The following is an 18,640-nucleotide window of genomic DNA, read 5'->3' as shown; positions in this document are numbered from 1 at the left end:
GTCACATTGCTTCCCTTCGTTCGGAGGTCAGGAGGGCCCGGCCGACGACCATCTGGCGGACACCGGCGGCGGCGCACAGGGGTGCGATGTCCTCGGTGACCCCGCCGTCGACGGCTACGGGCAGTTCGGAGAATCTGGTGGCGCAGGCGGTGACGAGGCTCAGCCGGTCGAGCCGGCACTGATCCCGGGTACCGGGCTCGATGAGCATCACCAGTGCGCCGTCGGGTTCGGCGGGCCATTGGGGATCGGCGAGGCCGTCCCATTCCCGCCACACCGCGATCCACGCCGCGCCGCCGGCATGCCGGATGGCGCCGGCCCGCTCGGCGGTGAAGGCGTGCCACGGCAGGAAGACCACACCCGGGTGCAACGCCAAGATCTTCGGCAACACGGCATCGACGAAGTCGGCGGAGCCGATCAGGTGTACGCCAATCCTCGCCCGGTCGACGGTGTTCGAGATCATCTGCAGCTCGGCCAGACTCACGCCCGCGGGCAGGCCCTCCGACACGGCCATGACGTCGACGTGCACGTCGAGACCGGTGTCGGCCAGGGTCTGTGCGGCCGCGACCCGGGAGTCGGCCGAGGAGTACACCGAGCCGGCCAGGAGACCCGGAAAGTCCCGGTGCCAGGGAGCGAGTGCGATCATCGGCCGCCGCCGTCGAGGATCGGCGAGGCCGCCAGGTTTGCCCATCGGGTGCGCAGGCCGCCGAGGTCTCGGCCGTGCTGCCGAGGCTGGACGCGGACCCTGGCCCCGGGCTGCCACCGCTTGGCGAGGTCGACGAGCCCGGACCGGTCGGCACGGGTGGCCACGGCGGCGGCCTGAATGCAGGCGCCCCGAGCGGTGGCCTCGTCCACGTCGGGCAGGGTCACCTCGTCGTCGAGCAGGTCGGCAAGCAGTTGCAACGTCGCCGACGAACGGGCTCCGCCGCCGACAGCGGTTGCCGCGCCGCCCAATTCGACTCCGCAGGCCAGGAGGCTGTCTCGCCCGGAGAGCAACGAGAGCAGCGGGCCCTCCACGAAGGCACGCGCGAGTTCCTCACGCGTCGTCGACGAGGTGAGGTCGGCGAAGGCGCCGCGGGCGTTGGGCCGGTCGGGGGTGCGTTCCCCGTCGAGGAAGGGCACCAGCACCGGACCACGGGTGGGACCGGCCGCGAGCGCCAACTCCGAGACCCCCGCCAGATCGGTGCCCAGCAGCACCGCCGCCCGGTCGACGACCCGGGCGGCGTTGAGGGTGCTCATCAGGGGCAGATACCCGCCCGTCATGTCCGCTACTCCGTCCACGGCGCCCGTCGTGTCGAAGACCGGTCCGCGGGACGACGTCGCCACCACGCCGGAGGTTCCGATGCTGAAGTACTGGTCGCCATCGGTCAGGCCGAGGCCGAGGTACGCCGCATGCTGGTCCCCACCACCGGCGCCGACCAGGACGTCGTCACCGATGCCGAGTTCGGCCGCCCGCCCCGGCAGCACCCGGCCCGCGGTGTCGGCGGGCCCGAGGACGGTGGGAAGCTTGGCGGCCCAGTCCCTGGGACCGCCCGCCACCTCGAGGTAGGACGGAATCCATTGGCCCTCAACGGCGTCGAAGTATCCCGTGCCGGACGCGTCGGACCGGTCGGTGACCTTCTCGCCGGTCAGCCAGTAGGTCAGGTAGTCGTGCGGCAGCAGGATCGTCGCCACCCGGTCGAGCAGGCCCGGCTCGTGCTCGGCTACCCACGCAAGCTTTGCGATCGTGAAGGCGGCCGTCGGCAACGTGCCGATCCGCATGACCCACCGACGGGCGCCGATGCGGTCGACGAGGCGAGCGAGATTGGGCGCCCCGGTGGTGTCGTTCCAGAGCTTCGCCGCGCGCAGTACCTCACCGCGGTCGTCGAGTAGCACCAGGCCGTGGCATTGCGCGGCAACGGAGATCGCGCGAATGTCCGGCGTCACCTCGCAGGAGGCCATCGCCGCGCGCGCGGCGGCGACGAAGGCACGGACCCAGTCGCCGGGATGCTGTTCGCTCGACGGCGGAAACGCCGGCGGGTGCGGGGCGGCACCGGATCCGAGGATAGTCCCGGAGTCCAGATCGCGGATCTCCACCTTGCACGATTGAGTCGAGGAGTCGACGCCCATGACGGCCCGTGTGGTCATGCGCCGCGCACCACCGGTGCGGACTCGTCGTCGGGAACGCGCCGGCCGACGCCGCCGGCGGGATGGCCGTCGACGACGTCGCCAAGGGTGTGGCCACGCAGCGCCATCGTCACCACCGCCACGGCGTCGCTCCAGGCGCCGACGGCGAGGGTGCTCGCCATGGCGATCATGTCGCCGGGATCGGCGTCGGCGGGCGTCGGCGGCAGCGCCGCAACGCTGCTCGCCGCTGCCGCGAAGGGCGAGCCGGGGCTCTCGGTCACCGCGACGACGTGCACGCCCCGGCGTTCGAGGCGCTCGACGAGCGTGGTGAGTTCTGCGCTCTGGCCGGTCTTCGAGATCGCGACGACCAGGTCCGAGGTCGTGATGGCGCCCATGCCCCCGTGCAGCGCGTCCATCGACGGGAGGTACACCGCCGGGGTGCCGCAGACCGACAGGAGATGAGCCAGCCGTTCGGCCATGATGCCGGAGGTACCCGAGCCGGTCGTGACGACTTTGCCTGGGACGGCGATCATCTGGCGGGCCACGGTGACGACGGTCGACTCGACGGACCCGATCAGCGCGGCCAGTGCCGCGGACTCCCGGGACAACACCTCACCGGCGAGGTCTTCGAGACCGTGGGCGTCGCTGCTCAACTGTCAACCTTGCTGCTCGTGAGTTTTCTTTGTGATGTGGATCATGCAATGGCTATGCTCACATGTCAACGTCTCTGCACATATGTGCAGACGCGGTGTGAGCCTAGCGGCTCAGGAATCACGGGAGGCGACCCATGGGGCCCGATGAGCTGTTTCAGCGCGCGGTGATCGCCCGTCGGTACTACCTCGAGGGACGAACGCGAATCCAGATCGCCGAGGAGTTCGGACTGTCCCGCTTCAAGGTCGCCCGGATGCTCGACGAGGCACTCGAATCGGGCATGGTGGAGATCAAGATTCACAATCCGGGCGCCGTCGACGTCGAACTGTCGACGGCCTTGCAGCGTCGGTACGGTCTCGAACACGCGTATGCAGTCTCGGCCGACTCCACCAACACCGCCGACCACGTCGACGCCGTGGCCAAGGCGATGGCCGAACTGCTGCAGTCGATCCTGCGTGACGGAGACGTCGTGGGCGTCGACTGCGGCCGCACCCTGACCCACATCGCGCCCTATCTGACGTCGTTACCCCGTTGCGACGTCGTACAACTCACGGGCATGGCCGGTGCCATCGCCTCCAATGGCACTGACCTGGTCCGACGCATCAGCGAGGTCAGCGGTGGCGACTCCTGGCCGCTGTACGCACCGCTGGTCGTCACCGACGCCCGTACCGCCCGAAGCCTCGGCGACACCCCCCAGATCCGGGAGACCACCGCGCGCCACTCCTCGGTCAGCTGCGCCATCGTCTCGGTCGGCGCGTGGACCGCGGGGGCGTCGCAGGTCTACGAGGCGCTGACCGCCGAGGAGACCCGTGCCCTCGACGCCGCCGGAGTGTGCGCCGAGACCTGCGCCCTGCTGCTGGACGTGGACGGTCAGCGGGTGCCCGGACTCGACCAACGCCGCATGGGCATCGACGAATCGGTGCTACGGGCGATTCCCACCAGGATCGCCATTGCGGCCGGCAAGGAGAAGGCCGCCGCCACCCAGGCCGTCCTCAACTCCGGCCTGGTGTCCTCGTTGGTCACCGACATCGACATCGCCACCGCAGTGCTCGCCTGATCATGCCCACCACCGACGAGGAGAGATGAGAACATGCCCGACGCAACCGAACCCACGGTCGACTTCGACTTCGGCCTCGACGGCAAGGTCGCCCTGGTGACCGGCGGCGCCTCAGGAATCGGGGCGGCCATCGCGGCCGCCTTCGCGGCCAAGGGCGCCACCGTCGCCGTCGCAGACCTCGCCACCGAGGACGGCTACACCTGTGACGTGTCGGACCCCGCGTCCGTCGAGTCGACGGTGGCCGCGGTGATCGCCGCCCACGGCAGGGTCGACGTCCTGGTCAACAGCGCCGGCATCGCGAGACTGGCCCCCGCGGAGACTCTTTCGCTGTCGGACTGGGACTCGACGATGGCCGTCAACCTCAAGGGCACGTTCCTGATGTGCCAGGCCGTCGGCAGACACATGCTCGAGGCCGGGCGCGGCGCCATCGTCAACATGGCCTCCCAGGCCGCCAGCGTCGCCATCGACGAGCACGTCGCCTACTGTGCCTCCAAGTTCGGCGTCCTCGGCATCACCAAGGTGCTCGCCACCGAATGGGCCCGGCGGGGCGTGCGGGTCAACAGCATCTCCCCCACCGTCGTGCTGACCGATCTGGGCATCAAGGCATGGGACAACCCCAAGGGCGAGGCACTCAAGAAGCTGATCCCCACCGGACGCTTCGCCTATCCGAACGAGATCGCCGCAGCGGCAATCTATCTCGCCTCGGACGCCGCTGCGATGGTCAACGGGGCCGATTTGGTGATCGACGGCGGCTATACGATCAAGTAGACCTCACACCGCAGTGGACGCGCGCGCGACGAGCTCCGGCCGGAACACCACGTGGCGGGGTTCGCCGGCCGGGGACTCCGCCGAGGCGACCAGCAGGTCGAGTGCGGTGGTGCCGATGTCCGCACTGGGCTGGCGGATCGACGACAGTGCGACGGCCGCCGACCGGGCGAAGTCGATGTCGTCGTACCCGATCAGCGCCACGTCACCGGGAACGCTCACCCCGGCGTCGGCCAAGCCCTGCAGCATGCCGATCGCCAGGAGGTCGTTGGCGCAGAAGACCGCGTCGGGTCGCCGGTCGGCCGGACGGGCGCACAACGCCTCGCCCGCCGCGCGGCCCGCCAAGACGCTGGGTTCGTCGGTCGCGACGACTTCGACCGTGGCCCCGGGGAATTGGTCGACCGCCGCGCGCGCGCCGGCCAACCGGTCGGACATCTGACGCAAGCCGAGTGGACCACCGACGTAGGCGATGCGTCGGCGTCCACGCTCGCACAGGTGCTCGGCCGCCAACCGACCGCCCGCGACGTCGTCGACCGACACCGAGGAGAACGGCGTGCCCGTGCCGTCGCGGTCCACCAGCACCACCGGCACGCCGCGCCTGTGCAGTGCCATCAACCGGTCGAGATCCTCGCGCACCGGCGAGATCAGCAGCCCGTAGACGCGTTGTTCCTCGAAGGTGTCGAGGTAGGTGCGCTCACGCGTGGGGTCGTCGTCGGAGGTGCCGAGCAACACGATCAGATTGTGCTCCGCGGCGCGAACTTCCGCCGACCGCGCGATGTCGGTGAAGAAGGGGTTCCCGACGTCGAGGACCAGCAGGCCCACGCAACGCGAACGGCCCACCCGAAGCTGGCGCGCGGCGTCGTTGCGCACGAAGCCCAACTCCTCGATCGCCGCCTGCACCCGGGCGACCGTCGCCGGCGCTACCCGCTCCGGGGCGTTGAGCACGTTGGACACGGTGCCGACCGACACCGACGCCGCCGCGGCGACGTCGCGGATCCCGGCGGCCATCGGGGTTAGGTCCCCGATCCGGAGGTCACCTGGCGCGGAGCCAGCCGGACCAGTTGCGTGACGTGGTCGGGGGTGAGCTCCTCGAGTGCGGTCACGCCCAGCAGGCGCATCGTCCGCTCCACCTGCCCGGAGATGATCTCCACGGCCCGCGCGACGCCGGCCTCCCCGCCGGCCATCAAACCGTACAGATAGGCCCGGCCGATCAACGTGAACCGCGCGCCCATCGCGATCGCGGCCACCACGTCGGCGCCGGACATGATGCCGGTGTCCAGATGTACCTCGACGTCCTTGCCGACCTCGCGGACCACCTCGGGCAGCAGGTGGAACGGGATGGGCGCCCGGTCCAGTTGGCGCCCACCGTGATTGGACAGAAGCACGGCGTCGGCGCCGAGATCGGCGACCGCCCGGGCGTCGGCGACGGTTTGCACGCCCTTCACCACGAACTTGCCCGGCCACTGCGACTTGATCCAGGCCAGGTCGTCGAAGGTGACCGTGGGGTCGAACATGGTGTCCAGCAGCTCGGCCACGGTGCCCGACCACCGGTCCAGCGACGCGAACGCCAGCGGCTCGGTGGTCAGGAAGTCGATCCACCACTGCGGGCGCGGCAGCGCGTTGGCGATGGTGCGCAGCGTCAGTGCCGGCGGGATGGACATGCCGTTGCGCTTGTCGCGCAGACGGGCACCTGCGACGGGCACGTCGACGGTGACCAGAAGCGTGTCGAAACCGGCGGCCACCGCCCGCTCCACCAGCGCCATCGACCGGTCACGATCCTTCCACATGTACAACTGGAACCAGTTGCGCCCCAGCGGGTTCGCGGCCTTGACGTCCTCGATCGCGGTGGTGCCCATGGTCGACAGCGAGAACGGGATGCCCGCCCGGGCGGCGACGTGTGCACCGGCGATCTCGCCTTCGGTGTGCATCATCCGCGTGAACCCGGTGGGCGCGATCCCGAAGGGCATCGCCACCGGCGCACCGAGCACGTCCCAGCCCGTGCTGACCTTCGACACGTCCCGCAGGATGGCCGGGTGAAACTCGACGTCGGAGAACGCCTGTCGGGCCCGGGCGATGGACAATTCGGCCTCCGCCGAACCGTCGGTGTAGTCGAAGGCGGCCCGCGGCGTCCGGCGCTTGGCGATGCGGCGCAGATCCTCGATGGTCAGCGCCTTGTCCAGGCGGCGCTTGGTCGCATCCAGTTCGGGTTTCTTGAACTGCATCAGCGGCGCCAGATCACGGCGACTGGGCAACCGTCGCCTGGTCATGGGGTTCGTCGCGTCGTTCATCGTCATACCCTTCCTGCCGGAGCTCGTTGCGGCTCGAAGCGGTCCGTGGGCAACGTGCTGGCCATCGTCGCACGGAGGTCGTCGAGATCGCCATGCACCAGCCCTCGTGCGCGCGCCTGCACCAGCACGTTGCCGATCGCAGTGGCCTCCACCGGGCCCGCGACCACGGGTCTCTGGACCCGGTTGGCGACCAGCTGACACAGCAGGCGGTTCCTCGCCCCGCCACCGACCAGATGGACCGTCTCGACGGGAACCCCGGTCAGGGCGGCCGCCTGCTCGACGCCGGTGGCGAAGCCGGCGGCGAGACTCTCGACGATCGCGCGAGTCATCTCGTGCCGGCTCTGCGGTGCGCGGAGGCCGCGCTCGCCGTACCAGGCGGTGATCCGTCCCGGCATGTCCCCGGGTTCGACGAAGCGAGGGTCGTCGGCGTCGAACACCTCAGACGGTGGCGGGCAGGCGGCCGCCTGCTCGAGCAGCAGCGGCAGGTCGACGCGAGCACCGTCGCGCTCCCAGTGGCGCACCGACTCACTGAGCAACCACAGTCCCATCACGTTGCGCAGGAACCGGATTCGTCCGTCGGCGCCAACCTCGTTGGTGAAGTTGGCACGGCGCGCCGCGGCATCCATCACGGGCCCGTCCAACTCGACCCCCACCAGCGCCCAGGTGCCACAGGAGACGTACGCCGCCGACGCCGCGGTCATCGGAATCGCGACGACGGCCGACGCGGTGTCGTGGGACGCCACCGTCGTCACCCGAAGACCGGCGCCAAAACCCGCCCGGTCGGCGAGATCAGGAAGGACCGCACCCAGATCGTCGCCCGGCTCGGCGAGGTCGGGGAACAGGCCCTGCGGCAGACCTAGGATGGCCTCCAGCTCGGTGTCCCACGTCCCGTCGACGCCGAGCAGCCCGGTGGTCGAGGCGTTGGTCCGCTCCGTCGACGCGCGCCCGGTCAGCCAGTAGCCGATCAGGTCGGGCACCAGGAGGGCGGTGTCGGCGACGTCGAGCAGACCCTCGAGCCTGTCGGCGGCGAGCTGGAACATCGTGTTGAACGCCAGGAACTGAAGTCCGTTGCGGGCGTGGATGCCATCCTGCGACAGCGTCTCGTGGACCGCGTCGGCGCCGACGGCGCAGCGGGCGTCACGGTAGTTGTACGGCAGCCCCAGCAGTGCGCCGTTGCGCAGCAGCCCGTAGTCCACGGCCCACGAGTCGACGCCGACGCTGGTGACCTCCGGCGCGAGGCGCCGCGCCTCGGCCAGCCCCGTGCACACATGGGCGAACAGCCCCGGCAGGTCCCAGTGCATCGCCGTGCGCCGACCGTTCCAGAGGTAGACCGGGTCGTTGGCGAACCGGTTCACCTGACGCATCTGCAAGTGGCCGGGTCCGACGTCGGCCAGCATCACCCGGCCGCTGGTGGCGCCGAGGTCGACCGCGACGAACCGGCCGGTGCTCATCGGGGGCCGTCGCTCTTCGCGCAAGCGCTCATCGGAGGAAAGCCGCCGCCACGCCCGCGTCGACCGGCACGTGCAACCCCGTCGTATGCGAGAAGTCCGACGTGCACAGCGCGAACGCCGCATTGGCGATGTTCTCCGGCAGCACTTCGCGTTTCAGCAGGGTGCGCTGCGCGTAGTAGGCGCCCAGCTCCTCTTCGGGCACGCCGTAGACCGCAGCCCGCTTCGCCCCCCAGCCCCCGGCAAAGATGCCCGACCCGCGCACCACGCCGTCGGGGTTGATGCCGTTGACCTTGATGCCGTGCTCACCGAGCTCGGCGGCCAGCAGACGCACCTGATGGGCCTGGTCGGCCTTGGTGGCCGAGTACGCGATGTTGTTGGGACCGGCGAACACCGAGTTCTTCGACGAGATGTAGATGATGTCGCCACCGAGCTTCTGATCGATCAAGGCTCGCGCCGCCGCCTTGGACACCAGGAACGAGCCGCGCGCCATCACGTCGTGCTGCAGGTCCCAGTCCGCGGCGGTGGTCTCCAACAACGACTTCGACAACGACAGGCCGGCGTTGTTGACCACCAGGTCGATGCCGCCGAACGCGAGCACGCAGGCGTCGACCGCCGCCTGGACGGCGGCCTCGTCGGTGACGTCGGCGGCGATCCCCACCGCCACGTCGGAGCCGCCAATCTCCGACGCGGCCGCCCGTGCCTTCTCGGCGTCGAGGTCGGCGATGACGACGCACGCTCCCTCGGCGGCCAAGCGCTGGGCGATGGCCTTGCCGATGCCCGACGCCGCACCGGTCACCAGCGCGATGCGGGTGGCCAGTGGTCTTGGCTTGGGCATGCGCGCGAGCTTCGCCTCCTCCAGGGCCCAGTATTCGATGCGGAATTTCTCCGCCTCGTCGATGGGGGCGTAGGTGGAGATGGCCTCCGCGCCGCGCATCACGTTGACGGCGTTGAGGTAGAACTCCCCCGCCACGCGTGCGGTCTGCTTGTCCTTGCCGTAGCTGAACATGCCGACGCCGGGAATCAGCACGATGGCCGGGTCGGCACCCCGCATCGCAGGTGAGTCCGCGTCGGCGTAACGCTCGTAGTAGGCGGCGTAGTCGGCGCGGTACTGCTCGTGCAGTTCGGTCAGCCTGGCCTTGGCGTCGTCGACGGACGCGTCCGCAGGCAGGTCGAGCACCATCGGCTTGACCTTGGTCCGCAGGAAGTGGTCGGGGCAGCTGGTGCCCAGCGCGGCCAACCTGGGATGCTCTGCACTGCCGAGGAATTCGAGCACCCGCGGGTCGTCGGTGAAATGACCGACCTGGGGCTTGTCGGTCGACGCCAGACCGCGGATGAACGGTGCCAACGCCGCGGCCTTCGCACGCCGCCCGTCGTCCGGCAGCGCACCGTAGCCGTCCAACGGTGCGCCGAACGGCTGCGGCCGCCCGTTGGCGTCGACGTACCTCTGCACCGTGTCGATGATCTCCAGCGACCTCGCCTCGGCCTCGGCCGACGTGTCACCCCAGGCGGTGATGCCGTGCCCGCCGAGGATGGTCCCGATCGCCTGCGGATTGCGCGCCTTGACCTCGGCGATGTCGAGGCCGAGTTGAAAACCGGGCCTGCGCCAGGGGATCCACGACACACGGTCGCCGAAGATCTGCTTGGTCAGGGCCTCGCCGTCGGCGGCGGTCGCCAGTGCGATGCCGGAATCGGGGTGCAGGTGGTCGACGTGGGCCGCGTCGACCAGTCCGTGCATGGCGGTGTCGATCGAGGGCGCGGCCCCGCCGCGGCCGTGCAGGCAGTAGTCGAAGGCGGCGACCATCTCGTCCTCGCGCTCGACTCCGGGGTAGACGTCGACCAGTGCGCGCATGCGGTCCAGGCGCAGCACGGCCAGTCCGTTCTCGGTCAGCGTGCCGAGGTCTCCCCCGGAACCCTTGACCCACAACAGGTCTACGGGCGCACCGGTGACGGGGTCGAGGTCGGTACCCTTCGCCGAGGTGTTGCCCCCGGCGTAGTTGGTGTTCTTCGGGTCGGCGCCGAGCCGGTTGGACCGGGCGATCAAGTCGGCAACGGTGGAATTGGTCATGCTGGTCATGCTCCCCACGAGGATTGGGTGCCGCCGACGCGCTCGGCGACGACGGTGTCCTGGTAACCGGATTCGGCGAAGGCACGCATCGGGTGCTCGGGCAGGCCGCGGTCGGCACGCCACTGGGCCATCGCCGGTCGGACGTCGGTGTAGAACGCGTCCATGAAGATCTCGTTGGCGCCCAGCACGTCGCCGGACTCCTGCGCGACGGTCAGGGCGTCGACGTCGACGAGTTGCGCGCGGGCGGTCATCTCGGCGACGTTGAGCACCGAGCGGATCTGGCCGGGGATCTTGGCCTCCACGTTGTGACACTGGTCGAGCATCAGAGCCAGGTCCGAGTCGGCTTCCAGCCCGCCACCACGGATCACCTCGAACATGATGCGGAACAACTGGAACGGGTCGGCCGCGCCGACGATGAGGTCGTCGTCGGCGTAGAACCGGGAGTTGAAGTCGAAGGACCCCAGCCGTCCGAGGCGCAGCAGCTGCGCGACGATGAACTCGATGTTGGTGCCGGGCGCGTGGTGTCCGGTGTCCAGACACACCATGGCACGCTCACCGAGGGCGCTGACCTGCGCGTAGGACGTGCCCCAGTCGGGAACGTCGGTCATGTACATGGCGGGCTCGAAGAACTTGTACTCCAACACCATTCGCTGGCCCTCGCCGATGTGCTGGTAGATCGCGGCGAGCGATTCGGCCAGCCGGTCCTGCCTGCCGCGGATGTCGCCCTGGCCGGGGTAGTTCGTACCGTCGGCCAGCCAGATCTTCAGGTCCCGCGACGCGGTCTGGTTCATGATCTCGATGCACGCCAGGTGGTGGTCGATCGCCTTCTGCCGCACCGACTTGTCGGTGTGGGTCAGGCTGCCGAACTTGTAGTCGTCGTCCTGGAAGGTGTTGGAGTTGATCGTGCCCAGCGCGACGCCGTGCTCGGCGGCGTGCGCAGCCAGAGCCGTGTAGTCGTCGACCCGGTCCCACGGGATATGCAGGGCGACGGTCGGCGCCATCCCGGTGAAGCGGTGCACCGTCGCCGCGTCGGCGATCTTCTCCTCGACGGTCCGCGGCGTGCCGGGCGTACTGAACACCTTGAACCGCGTACCGGAGTTTCCGAACGCCCACGAGGGCAGTTCGATGGCCACGTTGTCGAGCAGGTTCACTTGGCTGCCACCTCTGTCGCGGTTGGGCTCTTGCTGCCATCATCGTCGGTCGTGGTGCTCCCCTGACACCCGTATCGCTCGAGTTCAATCTGACGTAATGACTTACCCCGAGTCTGCGGGGCCCACACGGCGCCGATGACCAGTGCCACCAGCAACAGTCCGATGAGCAGCAGACCCACGCCCGTCAACCCGGTCAGGGCCAGCAGCGTCGGGAAGAAGTAGCTCAGCAGCCCGGTGAAGCTGCGCACCACGCAGAACATCACGCCCTGGGCGCTGGCTCGATACGGGGTGGCGAACAGCTCGCTGGCCCAGAGTCCGTAGAACGCCTGCGCCCCGATGCCCGCCGAGAGGCCCCACAGCACGGCGAAGGCCAGCATGGTCGGCACGCCGCCGTCGGTGAACGCCACCAGCACGACCCAGCCGGCGACGCCGAGTGCGGCGCCGATGACGTAGAGCAACCGCTGCGACATGCGGTCGGCGTAACGCATGAAGCCGAAGTAGGTCGCCGCGACCGTGCACCCCCACACCAGGACCTGCAGCATGTTCTGCGCCATCGCACTGTGCAGTCCTGCGGCGTCGTAGACGCGAGGCATGAAGATGCCGGCCTGCCCGGCGACGGTGTTCCAGAACAGGTAGATGCCGCCGAGGAACAACAGGGCGGTGACGTTGACCTTGCGGGAGAACAGACCGCGCAGGCCGCGCACTCCGACCCCGTTGGTGGGCACCGATTCCTCGCGGCCCTCCTCCGCCCAGATCGTCGATTCGGCCAGACCTTGGCGCACCCACCAGACCACTGCGGCGACGACGAAGAGGTGCAGGAAGATGATGCGCGAGCCGAGCAGTCCCAGCGGCGCCAGGGCGGCGGCCAGAGCGAACCCGATCAGCGGGCCGACCGACCAGGCCAACTGGGCGGTGCCGACGTGCTTGGCCCGTCCCTCGGTGGGCGCCTGCTCGGCGATGTAGGTCCACGACGCCGGGACGCCCGCACCGACGGCCACCCCGGTCACGACGAAGGCCGCCAGCAGCATGGCGTAGTTCACCGCGAACGCGGCGAGTAGGACACCGGCCATGTAGACCAGCAGATCGTAGGTGTAGATCGCCTTGCGGCCGTACCGGTCGCACAGCGGGCCACCGAGGATGGCACCAAAGGCCGCACCAAAGGCGTTGGCGCTCAACGCCGCCAGCAGTCCGACCGCGAAGTTGCCGAGGTGGAATTCGGACTGCCAGAAGGCCAGGCTGGTGGCGATCGCGATGATCGACCCGGCCTCGATGTAGTTGGACATGGCGACCGCGATGGTCGCCCGCCAGCCAGTGGTGCTGCCTGCTCCGATTCTCATGGGTTCCTTCAGTCGAGGTGGAAGTACTCGGTGAGCGGGGTCATCGCCTCGTCCGGCGCGACGCCGGCGGGGTGGTCGAAGAACTTGGACATCGCGGCCTGCCAGCGGGCGTTGACCTCGGTGGCGGCCATGCGGGCCTGCGCGGCGGCGAAGTCGTCGGTCTCGAGGTACCCGACGACCAGTCCGTCCTCCGGTCGGACGAACAGTGAATAGTCATGCCAGCCTGCGTCTTTCAGGGCGTCGAGCATGTCGGGCCACACGTGCTCGTGCGCGGCGACGTACTCGTCGAGGCGTTCAGGCCTCAGATGAAGGACGAAGCACACCCGTCGACTCATTGGCGCTCCCGGTAATTGAAACGTTTCAATTGGTGACCGCAGTCACGATAGGGAGCGGTCACGAGGAAGTCAACCCCCGCGATGTCGGCGGCGGCCTCAGAGGAGAGTGGCGGTCCCGTCGGCCTCGACCCGGACCTTCCCACCCGCGATGTCCTCGCGGGTGCTGGCCTCGGCCTGCGACTCATCGGTGATGACGGCGAGCGCCCGACTGTCCGACGGTGTGCGCACCGCGAGGAACACCTTCTCCGCGGCACCGTCGCGACTGACCGGGGTCGTCCACGATTCGACGGTCCCGACGCCTTCCCAATGATCCTCGGCAACCCGGGTCGGCTCGGCGTCGACCGCCGATTGCACGTCCTCCCAACGGAATTCACCCGACGGCGGCTCCGTGCCGTATACCCCGAAGCTGTGCTTGGTCAAATAGCCGCCGTTGGCCGTGATCAGCCCGAGCGCGCCGGGCGAGGCCACCAGGTGCTCGGCCATCGTCGCGATCGAGTGCGTGACGTAGTTGTTCCACGGTCCGCCCGCGAAGGTCAGGCCACCGGTGACGGTCAACGGACGGTCACCGTCGAGCGGCAGTCCGAGTTCGCGTGCCGCCACCTGCACCGCGGAGGGGAAGCACGAGTACAGGTCGACGAAGTCCATGTCGTCGACGCCCTTGCCGGCCAACTCGAGCGCGCGCCCACCCGCGATGCGGATGGCGGGTGAGCGGTCCAGGTCGGCCCGCTCGGCGATCAGGTAGGTGTCATGCGCGTCGGTCCCGGCATACGGGAACACCCAGCGGTCGGTTGGAATCTGGAGCTCCTGGGCCTTCTGCACCGACGTCAGGATCAGCACGGCGCCCTGGTCGACCATGTTGTTGGAGTTCATCAGCTTGGTGTACGGCCAGCTGATCATCCGGTTGCTCGCGCTGGGTTCGGCGATCTCCTCGGCGCCGACGACGGTGCGGTTCCACGCGTGCGGGTTGCCCTGGGCGACGGTGCTGAAGCCGGCCCACAGTTCACCGATCCGGCGACGGTGCGCCTCGGGTGACTCCCCCGCCGAGATGCGCAGCGCCTGCTCGAACATCGGGTACACGTACGACGGCCGGTCGAGGTGGATGCGCAGTTCGACCGGGCCGGCGAGCACGAACTCCTCGTCGCCGCCCTGGGGCACGGGCACCGAGTCGTCCTGCTTGGTGTAGTCGAGCTTTCCGCCTGCGGCCCGCACCTTCGTGCGGGTGCGCCACGTCTCGGCCCCGGCGATCAGCACGGTGTCCACGTCACCGGAGGTGATGTCCAGGCACGCCTGGTTGACCAGTGACTGCGGGACGTTGCCGCCGATGGCGGTGTAGCGCCCGTCAGCCCGGGTCGCCCCGATCCGTCGGGCCAGCAGCAGTCCGGGGTTGCGGTAGCGCCACGACAGCAGGTTGACGATGCGGACCGAGTCGACGGCCTCGAGCAGACGGGGGGCGGCGGCGGCCCGCGCCGCGCGCTCCATCAGGTCGACGGGCTCCACGGAGGGGTCGCTGTCGTGCTGGTTGACCTGACCGTAGGCGACGAGCACGGGCGTTCGGGGATCGAGCGGCATGAGATGAGCCTCTTCTGGCAGGCGCGTCAGGCGGGGCCGACGCGGTAGATGGACTTGAGGGTTTGGTACGCGGCGAGGCCCTCGGGGCCAAGTTCGCGGCCCAGGCCGCTGGCCTTGACGCCGCCGAAGGGTGCGTGCATGTCCAGCTGGTAGTCGTTGACGCCGATGCTTCCCGTCCGGACCGCCCGGGCGACGTCGGTGGCGCGCTCGACGTCCGACGACCACACGGTGCCGCCGAGGCCGAACTCACTGTCGTTGGCGATGGCGACGGCGTCTGCGTCGGTGTCGTACGGGATCACCGCGACCACGGGGCCGAAGATCTCCTCCTGGGCGATCCGGGCGGAGTTGTCGACGTCGGCGAAGACGGTCGGCGAGACGAACCAGCCGCGAGGCTGGTCGGCCGGAATCGACCCGCCGGCAACGACTTTGCCGCCCTCGGACTTGCCGATGCCGATGTAGTCCATGACCCGTTCGCGTTGCCGCGCGCTGACGAGCGGTCCGATCTGCGTGGACTTCTGCAGCGGATCGCCGATCTCGAGGCCCTCGGCCAGGGCCGCGACGGCGTCGACGACCTCGCGGTAGCGCGAGCGCGGCGCCAGGATCCGTGAACTGAGGTAGCAGGTCTGCCCGTTGTTGACGAACGACGCCGATCGCAGACCCGTGACCGTGGCGTCGAGGTCGGCGTCGTCGAGGATGATGGCCGCAGACTTGCCACCCAGTTCCAGGGTGACCGGACGCATCAGCCGCCCGCACGTCTCGGCGATGACGCGACCCGCGGCGGTAGACCCGGTGAAGGCCACCTTGTCGACCCCCGGGTGACCCACCAGGTGCGCCCCCGCGGCCGGACCGCCGGCGAGGACGTTGAGCACCCCCGGCGGGAGACCGGCCTCCTGGGCCGCCTCACCGAAGATCACGGCGTCCAGTGCGGTTTCGGGTGCGGCCTTGAGGACCATCGTGCACCCGGCCGCCAGCGCCGGAGCGATCTTCATGGCGGCCAGAGCCTGTGGGTAGTTCCACGGGGTGATCGCCCCGACGACGCCGACGGCTTCGCGGCGGACGATCGTGTGCCCGATCATCGCCGGGCGGATCTCCTCCTCGGCGGCGCCGACGATCAGACCCGCGTAATAGCGCAGGAGCGCGGCGGGGAACGCACCGTTGGACCCCCTCGACAGCCGGATCGGCATGCCGTTCTCGCGGGTGCACAGTTCGTTGGTGACAGTTGCGCGGGCGGCCAGGGCGTCGGCGAACCGGAGCAGGACGGCGGCGCGCTCGGCGGCCGGGGTGCGTCGCCACCCGTCGAGCGCCGTGGCCGCCGCGGCGACCGCGCCGTCGATCTCGGCCTCGGTGGCCGAGGAACCCTCGCCAAGGTGTTCACCAGTCGCGGCCTCGATGACCGGTTCGACCCGGTCCGCCCTGCGGAATCCGCCGTCGACGAAGAGGCGTCCGCCGTCGAAGCCCTCGATGGTCGTCATCTCGCGCTCCCCGCCGTCGCCTCGTCATAGGTGAACAGCACGCCCGCGGTGATCAGCCGGTCGGTCTCCTCGGCGTCGAGACCCAGGACCTCGCCCACGATCTGGCGGGTGTGCTCGCCGGGCATCGGCGCGGGCCGCAACGGCGCGTCGGCGATGCGCCGGAAGTGCGCCGGACGAGTCTCGGTCGGCATGGGTGCCGCGAACAGCGGATGGACCATGTCGGCGTAGAGCTTGCGAGATCTGAGCTGCGGGTCGCCGAGCACGTCGACCGCGCGGTTCATCGGTCCGGCGGGCACGCCCGCCCGCTGCAGCGCATCGACGACCTCCTCCTTGCCCCGCGCCGCGGTCCACTCGGCGACTCGACCTTCGAGAGTGCTTGAGTCGTCGACGTTCTCGGAGTGCCCGAGCACCGCGGCCAGCGCGGCACGGTCCTCCGCGGAGCGTACCGAGACGACGCACCACTCGTCCTCGCCCGCGCACGGGTAGACGCCGTGCACCGCGTCGTCGTCCACCACGTCCAGTCCGGCGGCCCTCGCGGCGTCGACGACGTAGGACGTGGCCAACTGATTGACGGCGGCCTCGGCCTGCGACACGTGCACGTGGGCTCCGGTGTCGGCGCGAGCGATCAGCGCCGCGAGTGCGGCGATGGCGGTGATCCGGGCGACGACGTGGTCGGGAAAGATCGTCGTGGCGTCGTAGAACCCGGAGTCGTCGGGGTCCGGGGACGCCCACAGTCGGCTGATGCCGGTGGTGGCTCGGACCAGCGGGCCGTAGCCCATCCGCTCGCTCCACGGCCCGGTGGAGCCGAAGGCGCTGCTCTCGGCCAGCACGATCCGCGGGTTGACCTTGGCCAGCTCACCATAGGAGAAGCCAAGCGCAGCAAGGGTTCCCGGTTTGAAGTTGGCGAACACCGCGTCGGATTGCGCCACCAGGCGCCGAAACAGCGCGGCGCCCTCGGGTGAGCGCAGATCCAGGCCGAGGCTGACCTCGTTGCGGTGGGTCAGCGCCCACGATCTGCTCATGGGCTGCCCCGGCGGACTCTGCCGAAGCCCGTCGGGATAGGCCGCGCTCTCGACCTTGATCACCTCGGCACCCATGTCGGCGAACAGGCGGCCCAGCTCACCGCCGGCGACGATCACGCCGAGATCCAGGACGCGCAGGCCGCTCAGCGGAGGCCGCTCGGCTCCGTCGGCCGGGGTCACCGGCGCGCGTCCGGCGTCGAGCCAGCCGGCCTCGGCGTCCCCGGGTTCCGGGCGGGCCCGCATGATGCCGGCCCGACGACCGTCGACGACGAATGGACCCGCGGGTACGGGAAGCGTTGCACCGGAACCGATCTGGACCTCGGTCAGGGCACCGACGGATCGGAAGTGCTCCGAGCCCAGCGCCTCGGCGGGGGTGAACACCGCGGCGATGGGGACACCCCGGCGCTGACCCTCGGTCACCAGTGCGTCCATCGTCTGGGGCGCGAACAAGTCACCGATCGCGGCGTTGAGCTCCTCGGAGGCCAGGAAGCGGGCGACGATCGTCTCGAACTTCGGATCGGCGAATTGCTCGGGTTCGCCGAGCCAGGAATGCATGCCGTGCCACTGCCGGGGCGAGAGCAGGCAGATCCGGACGAATCCGTCGCGGCACGGGAACGTCGGGTAGATCTGCTGATTTCGCGGCCGCCCCCGCCACAGGTCACGGGATTGCTTCTGCCCCGCCGCCGCCTGTCCCTCCGAGCCGAACGGCGGGTCGAGGCACTGGACGACGGCCTCGAAGCGGGAGAAGTCGACGTACTCGCCCTGACCGTGCCGCAATCGGTCGTAGTAGGCGACGAGGACGACCCATGCGGCCTGGACGGCGGCAGTCGAGGTGGCCAACCCGGATGGCGGCAATACCGGACGGCCCGCCGTGGGCCCGGATCGCGACAACGCCGTCGACATCGCGTACAGCACGGAATCCGTCGCCCGCCAGTTCGCACGCGGACCCGTCGTCCCGAAGTCGGTCATCTCCAGTGCGACGAGGTGTCCGTGTCGTCGCGCCAACTCGGCCGCCACCGGGCCGTAGGCCGCAGCGCCACGGCCGCCGCCGCCGTCGACCAGGACGTCGGCGTCGGCGACGAGGTCCGCGAAGCGGTCGCGGTCGCCCGCGTCGGCGGGGTCGAGCACGACGCTTCGCTTGTTGGCGTTGTCGAGGGTGAAGGCGACCGACGATCCGGCCACGGTCGGCGTCGCGGTGCGATGCGTCGCTCCGCCTGGACCCTCGACCTTGAGCACGTCGGCACCCAGGTCGGCGAGGATCCTGCTGACACCGTCGGACTGCGGACCACCGACGTCCAGCACCCGCATCGCCGAGAGAAACTGACAGGTGTCAAGCATGCGGCTCAGTATCGTGCAGCGGTCCGTGATGGTGTG

General features: G+C 69.7%; 15 protein-coding genes. 2 read left to right on the top strand and 13 right to left on the bottom strand.

The features are described 5' to 3' along the window. Position 1: 1 nt before the first annotated feature. Genes ABZ195_RS26220 through ABZ195_RS26210 form a run of 3 tightly spaced genes read right to left on the bottom strand, consistent with a single transcriptional unit; the run spans position 2 to position 2,756 of the window. Positions 2–643, bottom strand: coding sequence for a ribulose phosphate epimerase (locus ABZ195_RS26220; protein WP_355222819.1), 642 nt, complete (start codon positions 641–643; stop codon positions 2–4). Beyond that, positions 640–2,124 carry a xylulokinase gene (gene xylB, locus ABZ195_RS26215; protein ID WP_355222818.1) on the bottom strand — a complete coding sequence of 495 codons (1,485 nt, stop codon included), beginning with the start codon at positions 2,122–2,124 and terminating at the stop codon, positions 640–642. Before xylB ends, ABZ195_RS26220 begins: the two co-directional genes overlap by 4 nt. After that, positions 2,121–2,756 carry an SIS domain-containing protein gene (locus tag ABZ195_RS26210; protein WP_355222817.1) on the bottom strand — a complete coding sequence of 212 codons (636 nt, stop codon included), beginning with the start codon at positions 2,754–2,756 and terminating at the stop codon, positions 2,121–2,123. Before ABZ195_RS26210 ends, xylB begins: the two co-directional genes overlap by 4 nt. A gap of 134 nt (positions 2,757–2,890) precedes the next feature. On the opposite strand from ABZ195_RS26210, the gene ABZ195_RS26205 reads away from it, so the two are divergent. Together ABZ195_RS26205 and ABZ195_RS26200 are read left to right on the top strand one after the other, a co-directional pair. After that, entirely contained in the window at positions 2,891–3,811 is a 921-nt protein-coding gene (locus ABZ195_RS26205) for a sugar-binding domain-containing protein (protein WP_355222816.1), read from the top strand. A gap of 33 nt (positions 3,812–3,844) precedes the next feature. Next, a complete protein-coding gene (locus ABZ195_RS26200; RefSeq protein ID WP_355222815.1) occupies positions 3,845–4,579 on the top strand; it encodes a GolD/DthD family dehydrogenase in 735 nt (244 codons plus the stop codon). Between the two features lie 3 nt (positions 4,580–4,582). Here ABZ195_RS26200 and ABZ195_RS26195 read toward each other — a convergent pair whose 3' ends face one another. From ABZ195_RS26195 to ABZ195_RS26150, 10 genes are all read right to left on the bottom strand, one after another. After that, entirely contained in the window at positions 4,583–5,584 is a 1,002-nt protein-coding gene (locus ABZ195_RS26195) for a LacI family DNA-binding transcriptional regulator (RefSeq protein WP_355222814.1), read from the bottom strand. A 5-nt stretch (positions 5,585–5,589) separates the two neighbouring features. Beyond that, on the bottom strand, positions 5,590–6,843 hold the full coding sequence (locus ABZ195_RS26190; RefSeq protein WP_355222831.1) for an alpha-hydroxy acid oxidase: 1,254 nt from the start codon (positions 6,841–6,843) through the stop codon (positions 5,590–5,592). Positions 6,844–6,866: 23 nt separating this feature from the next. Then, positions 6,867–8,315: a rhamnulokinase family protein gene (locus tag ABZ195_RS26185; protein ID WP_355222813.1), complete on the bottom strand. Its 1,449-nt coding sequence runs from the start codon at positions 8,313–8,315 to the stop codon at positions 6,867–6,869. A gap of 28 nt (positions 8,316–8,343) precedes the next feature. Continuing rightward, entirely contained in the window at positions 8,344–10,380 is a 2,037-nt protein-coding gene (locus ABZ195_RS26180; protein ID WP_355222812.1) for a bifunctional aldolase/short-chain dehydrogenase, read from the bottom strand. Positions 10,381–10,385: 5 nt separating this feature from the next. Then, positions 10,386–11,531 carry an L-rhamnose isomerase gene (rhaI, locus tag ABZ195_RS26175; RefSeq protein ID WP_355222811.1) on the bottom strand — a complete coding sequence of 382 codons (1,146 nt, stop codon included), beginning with the start codon at positions 11,529–11,531 and terminating at the stop codon, positions 10,386–10,388. Next, positions 11,528–12,868, bottom strand: coding sequence for an MFS transporter (locus tag ABZ195_RS26170; RefSeq protein ID WP_355222810.1), 1,341 nt, complete (start codon positions 12,866–12,868; stop codon positions 11,528–11,530). Before ABZ195_RS26170 ends, rhaI begins: the two co-directional genes overlap by 4 nt. Before the next feature lie 8 nt (positions 12,869–12,876). Then, the gene (locus tag ABZ195_RS26165) at positions 12,877–13,203 is read right to left on the bottom strand and encodes an L-rhamnose mutarotase (RefSeq protein WP_355222809.1); all 327 of its coding nucleotides are present in this window, start codon (positions 13,201–13,203) and stop codon (positions 12,877–12,879) included. A gap of 96 nt (positions 13,204–13,299) precedes the next feature. Next, entirely contained in the window at positions 13,300–14,772 is a 1,473-nt protein-coding gene (locus tag ABZ195_RS26160) for an acetyl-CoA acetyltransferase (RefSeq protein ID WP_355222808.1), read from the bottom strand. A 26-nt stretch (positions 14,773–14,798) separates the two neighbouring features. Beyond that, a complete protein-coding gene (locus tag ABZ195_RS26155; protein ID WP_355222807.1) occupies positions 14,799–16,244 on the bottom strand; it encodes an aldehyde dehydrogenase in 1,446 nt (481 codons plus the stop codon). Further along, positions 16,241–18,604, bottom strand: a complete 2,364-nt coding sequence (locus ABZ195_RS26150; protein WP_355222806.1) for a CoA transferase — start codon at positions 18,602–18,604, stop codon at positions 16,241–16,243. Before ABZ195_RS26150 ends, ABZ195_RS26155 begins: the two co-directional genes overlap by 4 nt. Between the last annotated feature and the right edge of the window lie 36 nt (positions 18,605–18,640).

Origin of the sequence: Mycobacterium sp. NPDC006124 (assembly GCF_040614235.1) — a bacterium.
Classification (GTDB): Bacteria; Actinomycetota; Actinomycetes; order Mycobacteriales; family Mycobacteriaceae; genus Mycobacterium.
The sequence above is the reverse complement of the archived record's forward strand: the minus strand, read 5'-3'. Positions and strand labels throughout refer to the sequence as shown.